This is a genomic window from Flavobacterium sp. FlaQc-49 (assembly GCF_044005985.1).
GTDB classification, from domain to species: Bacteria; Bacteroidota; Bacteroidia; order Flavobacteriales; family Flavobacteriaceae; genus Flavobacterium; species Flavobacterium cupriresistens.
In genome coordinates this window covers 42768-59781 of the sequence record NZ_JBIPCS010000006.1, presented here as the reverse complement: position 1 = coordinate 59781, position 17014 = coordinate 42768, and the positions used below count along the sequence as shown (strand labels likewise).

The following is a 17014-nucleotide window of genomic DNA, read 5'->3' as shown; positions in this document are numbered from 1 at the left end:
AACTTACAAAATGAAATCAAATAAATTAATTATACTTATAGCTTTCACATTGTTTTTTGCAAGTTGTGAAAATGATCTTGAAATCGAGCCTAAACAAAGGGAAGATGCTACTCTTACCCTAAGCACTGAGGCCGGAGTAACAAATGTGCTGACTGGAACCTATGCACTAGCCGCAAACGGAAATGCTTATGGTGGAAGAGTTTTACTTTATGGTGACTTACTTGGTGTAACTGGTATCACAGCTACCACGGACTTCAGATGGAGAGGAACTTTTGGGGAATTAAGTCAGATGTATAACAAATTAATGTTAGCCAATAATGTAATTATTCAGGGAACCTATGCCCGATATTATCAAATCATAAATGCTTCCAATACGGTTATCGAAAACATCGACAAAGTAAAAGATCCCGACAGAAGAGCCACTATGATTGGTGAAGCTAATTTTTTAAGATCTTTGGCGTATTTTGACCTGGTTCGTTTCTTTGCAAAACCCTACGAAAGTGGCAAAGCCAATACACAATTAGGGGTGGTTATACGATCAAAAGCTATTTATGATTTCAATGTTGACCTCTCTAAGGAAAGAAGCACTGTTGATGAAGTCTATAAAGTTATCATTGATGGTTTAAATCTCGCCTATACTAATCTTCCCGAAGAAAACGATTTTTATGCCGACAAGTATTCCGCAAAAGCACTATTGGCCCGAGTGTACTTACAGCAAGGTAATTATTCGGCAGCTAGAGATGCCGCACATGATGTTATTGAGAATAGTGGTCATGGCCTATCTGTTAAATATGCAGACGCCTTTAATCATGACACCGATAAAACTGAAGACATATTTGCTATACAAATCACCAAACAAACTGGCGTAAATGATGTTGTTACCTTTTATGCCTCTGAAGATAAAGGAGGGCGCGGTGGTGATTTTTCTATTAGAGACCCATATTTAGATAAATTCACAGATCCTAATGATGATAGAGCACACTTTAATTACGAAAATCCGGCAAACGGAAGAATACTAACTTCAAAGTACACCGACCAATTTGCCGATGTTGGCATCATTCGTCTGGCTGAAATGTATTTAATAAGAGCCGAAGCCAATTTTCAGGCGGGAACAGCAATCGGAAATACACCTCTTGACGATATCAACATTATCCGAACAAGAGCCAATGCAGAAAATTTAACAACAGTAACTTTAGATGATATTCTACTCGAACGCCAACTAGAATTGGCAATGGAAGGATTTTTAATTCACGATATTAAAAGAACAAAACAATCAATTGCCAGCCAAAACAGTAAAGGAGAACCGAGATTATTAACTTATAATGCAAACGAGCTAGTATTCCCTATTCCAATAGCAGAAATGGATGCAAATAAGCTTATTACTCAGAATCCAGGTTATGGTCAGTAACTAAATTACTTTTAACTATAAAAACCATTCGTTTAACCGAGGGCACTGAAAAAGTATTTCTAAAAAATGTTAATTAAAAGGAGTAGAAGCTAAAAGTTTTCTACTCCTTTTTTTTATCTTTTCAGTGTAATCATAAGGTATTTTTAGATGTTAATTCAATAGTAACAAATTCAGCTTAGTCCCTATTCTTCATTATATGATTTAATCGTTCCAAAGGATAATCTGCTAAGAAAAATAAACGAACTAATAGACTTTTCATTCATTTATGATGAGTTGCTAAATAAATACTGTATAAATAACGGCCGCACAGCAGAAAGCCCAGTGCACATGTTTAAGTATTTACTTCTAAAGATAATCTATAGTATCTCTGATGTTGATGTAGTAGAACGTTCGCATTTTGATTTGTCTTTTAAATATTTCTTAGAAATGACAACTGAAGAGAGCGTCATTAATTCCAGTTCATTAACTAAATTTCGTAAACTTCGTCTGAAGGATACTGACTTATTAAATCTACTCATTGGCAAAACAGTATCTATAGCCGTTGAAAAAGGAATCATCATATCCAAGTCTATTATAGTTGATGCGAAACATAATTTATCGAGATCCAGTCCATTTTTGTCAATTGATGTATTGAGAGCGCGCTCTAAACTACTACGAAAAACAGTCTATTTATTTGATGACAATTCAAAGAGGATATACCCGACAGAAATGACAGCAATGAATTAGAAAAAGAATTAGAAAAGCGTATAGAAAAAGAAGAATCTTTGAGTTCTATACCAGCTATGAAAGAAAAATTAAACCTGCTTAAAGAAACTATAGAAGACACTCAGGAAAGTTTTATTTCATCAAAAGATACTGATGCTAAAACAGATCATAAATCTGGCGACAGCTATTTCTTTGGATACAAGACTCATTTAGCTATGACAGAAGAGCGCATCATTACAGTAGATTTAGTTACCTCAGGAGAGAAAGGAGATGTTCGCAATTAACAAAACTCATAGAAATTAGCCCAAAAAAAGGAATTAATATCGATACTATTATTAGAGATGGAGCTTATACAGGAACAGAAAACATCAAGCGAGCAAACGCGCAAAATATTAAAATAGTACCCAAACTAAATAGTGCAATAGCTCAAGGAGCTAGAAAAAAAGAAGATAAATTTGATTACAATAAAAACGCTGATAGATTTGTATGTCCTGCAGGATATATGGCTATTCAGAAACCTAAACAAGGAAAAAAATGTTAAAAATCAAGTACAAACCTATTATTTTAATGCCTAAAAATGTAAGTTATGTTCTTTAAAAGAGGGATGTAATAAAGAGTGATCAAAAACAAAAACATATTCAGTATCAATAAAATCTGAATTACATCAAGAACAAATTGCTTTTCAAGAAACCCACTACTATAAAGAAAAAGCAAAACATCGATACAAAATAGAAGCCAAAAATAGTGCGTTAAAAAATGTACACGTTTGCGATAGAGCTATATCGTATGGTATTAACAATATGCAAATGCAGGCAGCAATGGCTATTTTTACAGTCAACTTAAAAAGAATACTGAAATTAATGTAAGAAATTACAATCTAAATGCGCCATATCAAAACACCCCTTATGTAAGTTGAAAATAGACTCATATAGCTTCAAATAAAAAACAATTTTAAAATAAAAACGCTTGCAACGGATTATAAAAGTTCTGTTACAAGCATTTTATTTGTTCTCTACAAAAGAACTCTAATCAAAATAAGAGATATTTTTCAGTGCGCTCGTTTAACCGAATGTTTTTTTAGTTAAAAGCTTGCTGAGACTTTACTACTCTATGTTATTCTTGCGGTTGAGTTTCGGACTTAATTGGCTATACTCTTTTGAAACAGAAATTTTATTTTTCCTTTAGAATTGCAAAAATATCCTATTTCCAAAAAAAAATGAGATACTTTCGTTCCTTTTTATAGTAAACAAAATGAAAACCAAAATAATTACTATTACGAAATACAAATTCGGGCAGCAAAAAAACTGTAGTTCTAGATTCAGTAATGATTTTTAATCTTCACTGATGAATTAGTAATCTATTCTTCTAATAAATATCTCAAGATTATTTATAAAAAGTTGGTTCTGTTTTTTTTTAACAAGTAATAAAACTATTTCATTTAGCTTTTGGATATAAATCTTTTTATTTTTTTCATTTATTTTAATTTCTTCATTTGACTCTCTATCTTTATTCAATAAGATATCTCTTATTTCATCTAGAATTTGCGCATTTACACTATATTGCTGAATCAATAAAAACTCCTTTTTATCTGTACAATTGGTACAAATAATAATTTTTGGAATTGGTTTATCAACATTTCCAGTCCATTCTATACTTATTGAATTGAAAGTATCTATACTAGAGACCAGTTTAGTTTGCTTCATATTGTTACAATTTAACAAAAGTAAAATCAGTACATATTTCATTTTAAAAAGTATTTAATTGACGTTTTGAAGGGGTTATAGTCATTAGAGGTCCTACAAAAGATTGATAATTTCTCATATCAAAACCATAACTAAAAGTATGTAACTCGTGATAAGCATTATTAAATTTGCCTACTAAAGATAATTCTCCTTTCCACCAAGAATTTCTAATTCCTCCTCTGTTCGGGCTATCGTAAAATTCTATATTAAAACCTCGTGAGGTATTTGTCTGTCCAGCTAATTCAGAGTTTGTGTAATAAAAAGGTAAATTATCATCATTTGGTCTTGGGTCAGTATATGTTTGTGACGTTCCGCCTAAAGGCTGATTACTTCTAACTGTTTGAACCCAATTATAATTTGTGTATTTTGAATTTCTAGCCGCCTTAAAACCTAATTCTATTTCAACACCATTACCAGTATTCTTGTATTTCAGTACTTTTATTCTTCCAACATAATCGCCATCTTTATCATAAACTCTAACAGAGCTTCCCATCTTATGCACCGCATGATTCAGTCCACTGACAACAAGCCCTGTCACTGCTCCTTGCCAAATATTACCCTTTGTAAGTGCAGCCCCTGCACCTCCAGCAACTGTTCCAAAAGCAATCATACCTAAACCTGAATCAGAAAGACTCCCAGCTCCTCCCCAAACTTGTGTTGGATTTATCATTTTGCCATTAGCGTCCAGTCCCTCATGATTAATCCCTTTCCCAAAAGCACTAGCCGCAATACTGCTTAAAGCTCCTGCCGCAAAACCACTCCAAAACTTTCCTCCCGAAATAGCAGTCACACCTCCCTGAAATGTACCATGAGCAACTGCACTCACTGTTGCCCTAACATAAAAGTTCGTAATTGTTGATGCTGCACTACCGATCCCAAAAGTCACGGCAGAAGTTGCTGCTCCAATAAAGGTAGCTTTCGCCAATCCTCCTACACTAAACGGGACATCTGCCAATAAAGCGGTCAGAGTATAGGTAGTTGCCGCTATAACAGCTCCAATAATTACCGCCGCTCCTAATGTAATTGCCTCTTCGCCGCTCGGATCCGTATACTTAAGCGGGTTGTTTAATACATATCCATACTTATTGTAATTCTGTGTATTATTAGGCTCTTGCACATAATTATCGGGTTGCAGGAATCGGTGCAATTTTGGGTCGTACAAACGTCCGTTCATATGTATAATCCCTACACTTTGCAAATGTTCGTGTCCTGTATAGCCACGATCCAGAACGGTTAAACCTACAAGAATATTGCCTGCACCATCTTGTACTTTTACAATATTACCCCAGGCATCAAACAGTCTTTTTTCAACTAACACTCCTGTCTGATTGGTTACCGCTACAATTGTACCTTGATAATCTCTGTGTAAATATAAATAATTTTGTGTTGTTCCATCGCTTTTCAAAACTATAGGTGCTGTATAGCCATCTCCTCCAATGTAAGTTACAAACTCAATGGCTCCTGTGACCATATTTTGTTTTACTTCCATAGTACCATCTGCTGAGTAATGTTTACGATACGTTCTTAACAGTTTATCTGCTTGCAAACCGCCGTAAAACATACTGCTACGGTCATTACCATCATTGTAGGTAAAACTTATTTTATCTACTCCTGTCTCCTCTATTTGTACCGGGCTTTTAAAAGTATTGTACGTAACATTTAAGGCTCTTGTTGCAGTCGCTGCATCACTGGTTTTACGAATCTGAACGTCATCGTACCAAACATTTCCTAATCCATTATTATCTAAACGCAGACGTAACTTCTTTACGTTTGCAGGAACTAAAAATGTTTTTACAACTTGTATCCAACTATTTTTTGTACTTGTTATTTCACTACTATAACTAAGAACATTTAAGCCGTCTTTCATCACTAAAACCAATTCTGGTTGTGGATTGTCGCTATAAACCCAAGCTGAATAGGTATATTGAGTAGCAACTGCATTATCAATATCAACCCACTTATCTGAAAAGACATATTGTTCTGTAGTTGCAGTATTTGCTAATTTTAAAGAATTCTTCCCGCTACGGGCTACTTTAGTATTGTCATAACTGTAGAATGCTGTATTAGGGAATCTTTCAACTCCCCAACCGGTTCTGTCTTCAAAACTATCATTAAAAATCCCTTCTCTCATCCCATAATATCCAAGAGCTTCCAGAGTTGGTGTTATGGCTTTGTTTTGATAGGTTTTAGCAGTATCATATTCATAAGTACCTACAGCATTTTGCGTAATTCTTCCCTTGTCATCATAAACCTGTGTCTCCTGAATACCTAATGCATTAGTATATTCCGTCAAACGATCTAAGGCATCATATTTAAAAGTTTCATTTCTGCTGAACAAGTTATTGCTACGACTGTTTAAATTTCCTCTTTTAATTTCAAAAGCGGTATTAAGTGTTACGACATTTACAAGCGTAGGACTTGTTTTATCGTGTTTGATTTGAGTAGCGTAACCATATTGATCATAAGCATTTGTTATCACTATTCCGTTTCCTAAAGCAGCTGTTAAAAGCTGTCCTCTTTCATTCAATGTATTCGATTGCCACAATACTTGTTGCGTACTATCGTCTACAATTTGCCACGGAAATCCGTTTTGATAGGTATTTTTTACTGTTTTAGCACTGGTTTTTCCGGCTGCAGTAGCTGTGGAGGTTTCCTTTTCAACTCTTCCTAGAACATCAAATGACAATTGTTTTACAAAAATAGCATAAGGTGTCGTTTCTGTCGTCTTAAATAATCTTTTAAGAGTATCATACTCATAACTATTTGTAGTTGTTTTTACCTCTGCATTGTCTACGAAAGTATTACTTGTAATTTGATTTAAAGCATTATAAACATAAGTCGTCTTACTATTGGTATTGGTTCCTACAATTGTTTTTTCGGTTGGTCTACCTGCTGCATCATACACAAAGGCAGTTGTTCCGTTGGGCGTGGTCTCTGTTTTTAACTGACCAAAAGCATCATAACTATAGGTATAGATTCCTGCACTCGGATCAGACAACCAAATTTTATTACCCCAACCGTCAATATTCATCTGCACCTTATTACCAAGATAATCAGACTCTTTCATGTGTCCATTCGCAAAGTAAGCAAAATTTATAGTTCCTCCAGGATCTGCACTTTGTACTTTATTCCCTAATGCATCTACAGTAGCAGTGGTAATCTTACCATCATCGTTACTGGTAGTCGTTAAAACAGAATACGATAAAGTTTGTATTTTCCCTGTAGGCGCCGTTATTTTGGTGGGTCTCATTAAGTAATCATATTCATAAGTCGTCCAAAGAGTAGGTGCTGAAAAATAAGGTTCGCTTTCTTTTTGTTTGCGTCCCAATCCGTCGTAAACAATTTGCTTAGACACCATCGTATTTACAGTAAATCCTTTTGTAGAGCTTACTACAACTCTTCCTAAGACATCATATTGGGTAACTGTTTTGGCTTCCAGATTATTAGTGCTAGTGGACGTATATCCACCATTTGCTAATTTCGCATATACGATTGTTGTAGAAATTGGAGTTGTTGAAGAATTCGTTACCGTGGTATTGGTCAATTTCCCCCAGCTGTCATAGGTAAAATTACTAACTACTCCCATATAATCCGTAGATTGGGTAACCTGACCGAGTGTATTATAGGTAAAATTGGTTACGAATCCTTGGTGATCTGTTTTTTTAACCACAAATCGTTTGGTAGTGTCATATTCGTCCTTAATTGTTCTGGCAATTGGCATCGGGACAGCTGTAGGGGCTGAAACTGTTTTAGTCAATAAATTTCCTAATGCATCATAGGTCATATCCTCAACAATAGCATAGGTATTATGCCCTTTCTTTTCCGTTTTGGTCAAGTTAGCACCCGTATAAGTATAGACCTCTTCGGCGGTACGGGTATCTCCTGAAGCAACATTATTAGCAGATGTATTTACCTTTTTAGGTCGTCCAACATAATAAGCACTTTCCACACCTGTTGGATTATTATCATATTGAGAATCTGTTGTAACAGATCCTTGAAGTGTTGCGCCACTATATTGTTTAATCACACTTTTTGTTTCTAAACCATAATAGGTTGGTGATGTTACAACACCATCATACGTATAAGTATTTTCACTTTTAACTCCCGTCAAGGCATCAAGTGTTGTTTGTGTACTCAACAATACATTATACAACTTTGATGTTGGATTGGTATACGTTGAAAAAACATTGGTTTTCGTGGTTAATAACCCACTCGGAGTGGCATCAAAAACCGTAGACGGATTGGTACTGGTCCACGTAACCGTATTTGCACCTCTAAGTGCTACGTCATTATACACTGTTGTCCAAATTTTGGTATCAGTAGCTGACAAGTACCAGCTGCTTCGTGTAGTTTTAGTAAAACCGACGGTTCCATAATTATAATTCGACACGTATCCTCGGTATCTAAAATCCTGAAATTTAGAAATACCGTTAATAGTGGCCGTTAATTTAGACACCAAAAAACTTCCAGAATTCCTGATAATTTCAATATTAGGATAGGTTACTACATTGGCGGAAGAATAAAAATCAGTGTAAATATCACCCTGACCCCCTCCAACTGCTTCCATTGGCAGATATTCAACTGTTTGTTTGATATTACCGCTGGATTCTGTCACCGATTTTAATCTGTTTTCTGTATCTACATTTTTATTGAATTGATAGTATTCAATTTTATTATAATGACCTCTCACTAAAACCAGATCCGTATTCGCTCCATCATATCTGTAATTTGATGTCACAGGAATTGGAATATCAGGAGAGTTGGAGGTAAATACCGTAGAACTATAACCTAATGCAAAACCGGAAGCTCCAACTTTACCTATATTGTTTATAAAACCCGAAACCTCCCATTGCGTATCATGATTATTAATACTCCAATCATCTTTATAATATTTTCTCCACACACGTACCAAATCTGATTTGCCATCAGCATTAATGTCCATTGCATAATAAGTACTATAATGTCTTTGGGTATTGTAATAACTTCCTGTATCAGGCCAGTATTCCACAATATCAAGACTTTCTTTTACAAAAAATTCTCCTCCGGCAGGATTCGGATTGCTATAATAGATGTTCCATTGTGTTTGATTTGCGGCACCTTCACTGGTTGGAAGCATTATATCTGTTTTTCCATCCCCATTAAAATCTCCAAATAACATTTGTTTTGTTGTAGAGTATTGATCTAATGTTCCAGCTCCAAGTAACTCAACCTCAACCCACGGCGCAATCGTCAAGTTCTTAAAACTAACTACTTTATAAGTCTTATTACTCTTAACTAACAAAATATCAGATTTTCCATCTCCATTAAAATCCAATACATATCTTCTCTGATCTCTAGAAAAATGTGTCGAACTAAATTGTGCGTATCCTGGTGTATTGGGAGTTGTTGAACTATTTGGATTTAGATCTAACAAACGATAAACGTTTGGTGTAGTTCCAATTTCTTCATCCATCACACAATCTCTAGTAGTAGGGTCATCAGAATTATAGTTTCTAAATTCTTTGTAACCTAAAATCAAAACTTCAGAAATACCATCCCCATTGAAATCTCCTTCAACATATTCATTTTTAAATTTTTTAAATTCACCAGTAGCACATCTATCTGGCACACAATTAGAGTTGCATTCCCCTGCATTAGGAATAGAGATTACTTTCTCATAATCTAAACCAAAAGTGTTATTTACAGTACTATATATACCAAATATCAAACTATTTAACGATGTATCCTTTAAGTTTAGAATTGAATTATATTGATTCATCTTTCCATTCTTTAAAGTAGTAATTACCGACTTATATAGTGGTGACATTCCTGTAATATTCAAAGGGGAATTTCCGGTATTACCATTAAATAAATTTGTAAAAAGCTGATCATTAGCTACAAAATCTAATCTACCATCACCATCAAAATCACCAGCAAGGCTTATTTCATTAAACAATAAATTATTTGTGTACTCTTTCTCTATCCTTTGAGGTGTAGTAGGACTTAAACAATAGTCAAAAATAACCGGATTTGACAACTCATTCTGAGCATTTATCTCCTGTATTTCTTTTAATCTCTGATAACCTAAACTGGTATCCTCTATGTGTGTAAGCTTATAAGTCCTAAAAACTACATTGTTTGCATAAACTTTTATGTTATCTAATATTTGTGTTGCGTAAACCGGGATTCCTTTTAAATAATCCCTTTCGATACGTGTTGCTGCTTTATAAAAAAAACTAATTTTATCCTGAGCAGCTATACCTGCTACAGTGTTTCCGCTGAAAACAATATTGTTAATATACAATTGGTTTGTACCATTGTAGCCAACAGTGCTATAATTATAATCGATAAAATTACCATTCACATCTTCATATCGTATAATATACCATGAATTTACAGAAACAGAATTTTGCAAACTTCCCGATCCTTTAGAACCGTACCAACTTCTGGAACCATCCGGAGCGGTTACAATAAAATAGGTTATTGTACCTTCTATCTTTAATTCAATTTTAGTATTGCTTTTATATTCCGTCTCGTATGTTGATCCTGCTGTCCAATAAGTCCCTGTTTTTATAAGCAATCGTTGTCCGTCTAATGACAATTTATCATCAACGTCAAAATCAACACCATCAACAAAACCATCAATATCGCGACGGCTTGCTATACGGCTAATAGTCGAAATACTATTAATACTCCAGCCCTGACCCGCTATACCTCCACGTACACCACTACTGTAGTTAAGATTTATTATTGGTGCTACCCCTTTTATACTGGGAGGAGTTGCAACAGGTAAAGTATAAGTTGCAGTACCTGAAGCCGAAATCTGTAGTTCACCTTTTGTATCCGTGAAATTTTGAGAAAAAACAAACGGAGTAAATAAAATAAAAAAGGATAAGTAAATCTGTTTCATAGAATTAGTCTTTTTGTTTAATAATTTTGACTGTTTTTTGGTCTCCGTCGGTATAGTTTAATACAACAAGATAAATACCTGTCAAATATTGCTGAAAAGAAATAGTAAGCGTATTTATGGTCTCTGTTCTCGAAAAAGTTTCTAATGTCTGTCCATTTAATCCATAGACGACTACCGAAGAAACTTTATTATTATCTATTAATTCCCATTTAAGATAAAGTTCTTCTTTGACAGGATTCGGATAATACGAAATCACATCTTCGGGAAAGAATTTTTGTAAATCCCCATCAACTATAGCATCAATCTCTTTAGTTTGATTCGCTGATTTAGCAGTACAGCCACTTAAACATAGTACCCTGCTTATCTGATTTCCGGCTGTATCGTATCCGAATGTAACTTTTTGCTGCGCATTAGCTAAAGCGAAAGTAGCCAACAAAACTATCGTAATAACACTTCTCATAAGTACTTAATTTACTGATTATCAAACTTAAAACCATTACAAATAAATAAAATTAAAATCATTGTACAACATTTTATTTATTCTATTCCTCTATAAAAAAAACTCCAAAAAGCAATATGCCGAAAATACCTGACTTGAGAACGTTTTTTGCAAATGTTAAAATTCATTATTAAACTCTAATTCGTTCAATTTTTAAATGTGACTAGTTCTAAATAAACGATACATTTTTTTAGGACTAGTCAATAAAACGAATTCTAGTTAAAAACAGCAAACTGTTTCCTTGCAAAAATTTTCATAAAATACTTCATGAAGACTCCCTTATTTTTTCCCCTTTTGGCTTCTTTTTAATTGCGTTTTGATCTGCATAAAACGCAATTAAGTCCATTAATAAAACGATGTAATTTCAACAAAAACCAATCATTTCTGTACAAATGTTAGTCTATTGCAACTAAAACAATAATAAATCCATTCAATACACTTATAAAGGCATTATGATTAATTAACATAAAATCAAGACGTTTACAAAACTAATCTTAGATAAAATAAACATGAAAAATGATCTAAATTTTAAAAGGTTTGCAACACTGCTATTGATTTTATTCATCCAAATAACAATCGCCCAGGAAGTAAAAATAACCGGGCAGATTTTTGACAAGGCAGGATTACCGATTCCCGGAGCTAACATAGTTTTAAAAGGAACCCAAGTGGTTGCCCAAACTAGTTTTGATGGAGAATTTACAATCAGTGCAAAAGAAGGACAAACGCTTACTGTTTCATATGTAGGAATGAAAACATTGGAAATTCCGGCATCAAAATCGATGAAAATAACCCTTCAGGCGATCTCAAATGAACTTGATGCTGTTGTAGTTGTAGGGTACGGAACCCAATCTAAGAAAAATTCAACCGATAATATCGCCAGAGTTACCGCAAAAGATATCCAGCAAGTACCCGTTGCCAATGTACAAAATGCATTGGTAGGTAAATTAGCCGGCGTACAAATCACGCAAACAAATGGTAAAGTAGATGGAGGAATTAACATCAGAGTTCGTGGAGCGGCCAGTATCAGTGCCGGAACACAACCCTTGTACGTGTTAGACGGTATTCCGTTAATTACCGATAATGAGTCCAGCAATGGTGCACCAACCAACCCACTGCTTACTTTAAGTACCAATGAGATTGAGTCTATTGATGTCCTAAAAGATGCTTCGTCTGCAGCAATATATGGTGCTCGTGGTGCTAATGGAGTTGTAATTATTACCACCAAAAAAGGGAAAGAAGGAAAAGGAACTTTCAGTATCAACCTTTCGCAAGGGGTTAGCGAACCCACACATAAAAAGAAATGGTTAAATGCTAAACAATATGTAGAATTATTACTGGAGGCAGGACGAAATGCAAACGATCTGCAATCTGTCGAGGAAGAATTAGAAAATTTATCTCAAGGTTCAGACTGGAGAAACGGTGCAGTAAACACGGATTGGCAGGATATTGCTTTTCAGACCGGTCACACGACTGATGCAGATTTTTCACTCTCTGGAGGCGATCAGAAAACAAAATATTTCATTTCAGGAGCTTACAACAATACGGTAGGTATCATTGACAGTAATGATTTAAAACGAATAACAGCTAGAACAAATTTATCGCATAAAGTTTTTGACAATTTTACGGTGGGTATGAACTTAAGCTTTTCAAGATCCTTAATCAACAGAGTTCAGAATGATGATTCCTTTTCAACTCCGTTACAATCAGTAGCACAGGCTCCAATCTCACCTGCCCGATTAGCAGACGGTAGTGCCAATCCTAATACCGAATATTCAAATTATCTTTTAGCCAAAGACAATACGTTCTGGAAAACCATCATGAGAAGAGTGACAGGAAAAGTTTACGGAGAATATAAATTTTTGCCCTCTCTAAAATTCAATTCTGATTTCTCTTATGATCTTTTATCTCAAACAGAAGATAATTGGGAAGGGAAAAATGCTCCTTTTATGGCTACTGATGGGGCTGTTTTTGCCTCTTCCTTAAACACCGAAAATTATATTTCGAGCAACTACTTTACTTTTGATAAAACTGTTGCAGAAAAACACAGTTTTAATGCTGTTGTCGGTATGGAGTATAATAAGTACCACAGAAGATATCAGGATGTAAACAGTATTTATTTCCCAAATGATAATTTTAATACCATAGATGGAGGTGCCGAAGTAAATAAAGGACATGGCAGTGAAACCGATTATGTTTTTGTTTCTCAGTTTGGAAGATTAAACTACGCGTTTAATAACAAATACCTCTTTAAAGCAAGTATTCGTCGTGACGGCTCTTCGCGATTTGGTAAAAACAACCGATTTGGCTATTTCCCTGCCCTTTCTGCTGGTTGGATTGTTTCTCAGGAAAACTTTCTTAAAGACAATTCTGTTTTAACCTACTTAAAACTAAAAGGAAGCTGGGGGAAACTAGGAAATGCTGAGATAGGTAATTTTGCTTCACGCCAGTTATACCAAACAAATCCATATAACGCAAAATCAGGTTTAACTTTTGATCAGACGGGGAATGATAATCTGACCTGGGAGAAATCTACACAAATTGATTTTGGCTTTGAAACTCGTTTTTGGGACAGAATCACTCTTGAGGCCGACTACTATCAAAAAGATACTAATGGTTTATTGTTTGAAGTTCCTCTTCCAATAAGTTCGGGAGCAGCTTCTATCAATAAAAATATTGGGGCAATCAGAAGCAGTGGTTTTGAATTTACTTTAAATACCAAAAATATTGAAAAGGAAAACTTTACATGGAACACCAGTTTTAACCTGACCACCAACCAATCAAAAGTGAAATCATTGCCGAATAACAATACTGACATTGTATCAACCAATACAATCAACAGAGCCGGTGCCAATATCTCCTCTTTTTACTTAGTTGAATATGCCGGTGTTAATTCAGAAAACGGAGATGCTCTTTTTTTCAAAAATACCCTAAATCCTGATGGTACGCTCAATAAAGAGATGACAAGTAACTATGCTGAAGCAAGAAGAGTGATTGTCGGAAATCCGTTCCCTACTTTAATGTCAGGTATGACTAATACGATTATCTATAAAGGATTTGATTTTACCTTTACTTTTCAAGGAGAATGGGGCGCCAGCATCTATAACTCTGCTGGTACTTATCAATCTACCGCTGCTGCTGTTTATGACAATCAAACGGCAGATCAGTTAAATCGCTGGCAAAAACCCGGAGATATTACTGAGGTACCACAAGCAAGATTTGGAGAAAAAAATGGTACACAGGAATCAACTCGTTATTTAGACAAATCAGATTTTGTGCGTTTAAGAAACCTTACATTAGGATTTACACTGCCTAAACAAGCTATAAAGGATACCGGACTGAGCAGTCTGAGACTCTATTTTACAGCTGTAAATTTACTTACGTTCACTAATTATAAAGGATTTGATCCTGAAGCACGAAGAGACCATAAAGGAATCGGAGAAGATTTTTATTCGGCACCTCCTGCAAGAACAATGGCTTTAGGAGTAAATATTAATTTTTAAAACTTACAAAATGAAATCAAATAAATTAATCCTACTGATCGTTTTCGCGTTATTTTATGCAAGTTGCGAAAATGAACTCGATATCGAACCTAAACAAAAAGGAGATGCAAACGTTACCCTAAGCACCGAAGCCGGAGTAACAAATGTACTGATAGGAACCTACGCATTGGCCGCAAACAAAGAGGCCTATGGTGGAAGAATTTTACTTTATGCGGATTTACTTGGCGTAACCGGTGTAACGGCTACAACTGACTTGAGATGGAGAGGAACTTATGGCGAATTAGGTCAAATGTACAACAAATCAATGTTAGCCGATAATGTTATCATTAAAGGAACCTATGCCAAATGTTATCAAATTATTAATGCCACCAATACGGTTATCGACAACATCGATAAAGTAAAAGATCCTGAAAGAAAAGCCGTTATGATTGGTGAAGCTAACTTTTTAAGATCTTTAGCTTATTTTGATCTGGTTCGTTTCTTTGCAAAACCTTATGAAAGTGGCAAAGCCAATACACAATTAGGAGTGGTTATACGACCAAAAGCAATTTATGATTTTAGTGTTGACCTTTCTAAAGAAAGAAGTACTGTAGATGAAGTCTACAAAGTTATTATTGAAGGTTTAAATGTCGCTTATACCAATCTTCCCGCAGAAAACGATTTTTATGCCGACAAATACGCCGCAAAAGCACTATTGGCCAGAGTATATTTGCAACAAAGCAATTATACAGCAGCCAGAGATGCCGCAAATGATGTCATTGCCAACAGTGGCCATGGGTTATCTGTTAAATATGCCGATGCCTTTAATCACGATACGGATAAAACCGAAGATGTGTTTGCTATTCAAATCACCAAACAAACCGGTGAAAATGATGCTGTTACCTTTTATGCCTCTGAAGACAGAGGAGGTCGCAACGGTGATTTTTATATTAGAGATCCCTACTTAGCTAAATTCAGCGATCCTAATGATGACAGAGGAAAATATAATTATGAAAATCCTTCAAACGGAAAATTACTAACTTCAAAATACACCGATCAATTTGCCGATGTTGGCATTATACGTCTGGCTGAAATGTATTTAATAAGAGCTGAGGCCAATTTTCAGGCCGGAACCGCCATCGGAAATACACCTCTCGACGATATCAACATTCTCAGAACAAGAGCCAATGCCAAAAATCTAACTGCGGTAACTTTAAATGATATTTTATTGGAACGCCAACTTGAACTGGCAATGGAAGGTTTTTTAATTCACGATATCAAAAGAACAAAAGGTTCTATTGATGTTAGTGATAAAGGTGATGGCTCGTCTTTGCTTCCGTTTGATGCTGATAAATTAGTATTCCCCATTCCGATAACAGAAATGGATGCTAATAAACTAATTACTCAAAATCCGGGTTATAGTCAGTAACTAAATTACATCTTAACTAAAAAACCATTCGTTGCAGCGAATGGTTTTTTTATGAATTATCTTGTCTTGAAATAGCAAGAAATTTGTTAGCGTAATTTTATGAAAACACTTCAGAAAGCCTATCCATTTTAATATCCCCTTATTTTTTTACCCTCAAATGTTTTTTGTATTCCAATTGTATTACTTTCTTTTTTAAACTATCTGCTATTTTAATATTCCGAGAAATACCAATTCCTTCACGATTTAATATTTCTAAATAACGAACACATCCAAGGTTTTCATTTTTTACTCCGGTTTTCAAAAAATATATTAAATAATTTTTCTGATCTAAATTTAACTTTTTAAAATTTTTCAGATAAGGTAATAAACTAATATCCGTTCCATCATAAGTGAATTTTGCATCTGTATAAAGTTCTAATAAATTCATAAATGCAGTAGATGCATATTCATATTTATGATATTTTTCGACCATTATTAATGTATAAGGAATAATTTCTTCTTTTTTCAAATCATTATATACATAGTATAATTCTAATTCAGCATAAGAAGCTTTATCTCCCTTATATTTTACAGCGTATTTCGCATCTTTAATTCTATCTTCATCAAAATATTTTGATCTTTTAAATTCTTTTTTAATTATATCACTGTTATTATCTACCGTTTTTTTTTCAATTACCTTGTCTCTTTCACAAGACGAAAATGCAAAAACAAAAATCAATACTATTAAATTATTTACTGTTTTCATATATGTTACCCTTTAATATCAACACTATCTTATATCGTAATTCATTCTTTCAATACTAAATCACTACCCAAAAGCATTTACTATTGGCATTCAAAAAACTATCAAAAACTTGATCCTT

7 protein-coding genes and 1 pseudogene are annotated in these 17014 nt (G+C 34.5%); 4 read left to right on the top strand and 4 right to left on the bottom strand.

All coding sequences use genetic code 11. The annotated features are described in order from the left end of the window. Positions 1-10: 10 nt before the first annotated feature. Both ACHRV3_RS13800 and ACHRV3_RS13795 read left to right on the top strand, forming a co-directional pair. Complete coding sequence (locus ACHRV3_RS13800; protein WP_395435205.1) at positions 11-1408, top strand: RagB/SusD family nutrient uptake outer membrane protein; 1398 nt, start codon at positions 11-13, stop codon at positions 1406-1408. A gap of 168 nt (positions 1409-1576) precedes the next feature. Then, a pseudogene (locus ACHRV3_RS13795) lies at positions 1577-2979 on the top strand (IS1182 family transposase). A 483-nt stretch (positions 2980-3462) separates the two neighbouring features. On the opposite strand, the gene ACHRV3_RS13790 reads toward ACHRV3_RS13795, so the two are convergent. Genes ACHRV3_RS13790 through ACHRV3_RS13780 form a run of 3 tightly spaced genes read right to left on the bottom strand, consistent with a single transcriptional unit; the run spans position 3463 to position 11204 of the window. Then, positions 3463-3816 carry a hypothetical protein gene (locus tag ACHRV3_RS13790; RefSeq protein WP_395435206.1) on the bottom strand — a complete coding sequence of 118 codons (354 nt, stop codon included), beginning with the start codon at positions 3814-3816 and terminating at the stop codon, positions 3463-3465. A gap of 43 nt (positions 3817-3859) precedes the next feature. Continuing rightward, the gene (locus tag ACHRV3_RS13785) at positions 3860-10744 is read right to left on the bottom strand and encodes an RHS repeat-associated core domain-containing protein (protein ID WP_395435207.1); all 6885 of its coding nucleotides are present in this window, start codon (positions 10742-10744) and stop codon (positions 3860-3862) included. A gap of 4 nt (positions 10745-10748) precedes the next feature. Then, on the bottom strand, positions 10749-11204 hold the full coding sequence (locus ACHRV3_RS13780) for a T9SS type A sorting domain-containing protein (RefSeq protein WP_395435208.1): 456 nt from the start codon (positions 11202-11204) through the stop codon (positions 10749-10751). Between the two features lie 548 nt (positions 11205-11752). Here ACHRV3_RS13780 and ACHRV3_RS13775 point away from each other — a divergent pair. Both ACHRV3_RS13775 and ACHRV3_RS13770 read left to right on the top strand, forming a co-directional pair. Further along, positions 11753-14743 (top strand): SusC/RagA family TonB-linked outer membrane protein, encoded by a 2991-nt coding sequence (locus tag ACHRV3_RS13775; protein ID WP_395435209.1) that lies wholly within the window; start codon positions 11753-11755, stop codon positions 14741-14743. A 10-nt stretch (positions 14744-14753) separates the two neighbouring features. Beyond that, positions 14754-16151 carry a RagB/SusD family nutrient uptake outer membrane protein gene (locus tag ACHRV3_RS13770; protein ID WP_395435210.1) on the top strand — a complete coding sequence of 466 codons (1398 nt, stop codon included), beginning with the start codon at positions 14754-14756 and terminating at the stop codon, positions 16149-16151. Positions 16152-16290: 139 nt separating this feature from the next. Here ACHRV3_RS13770 and ACHRV3_RS13765 read toward each other — a convergent pair whose 3' ends face one another. Next, positions 16291-16896: a hypothetical protein gene (locus tag ACHRV3_RS13765; protein WP_395435211.1), complete on the bottom strand. Its 606-nt coding sequence runs from the start codon at positions 16894-16896 to the stop codon at positions 16291-16293. Between the last annotated feature and the right edge of the window lie 118 nt (positions 16897-17014).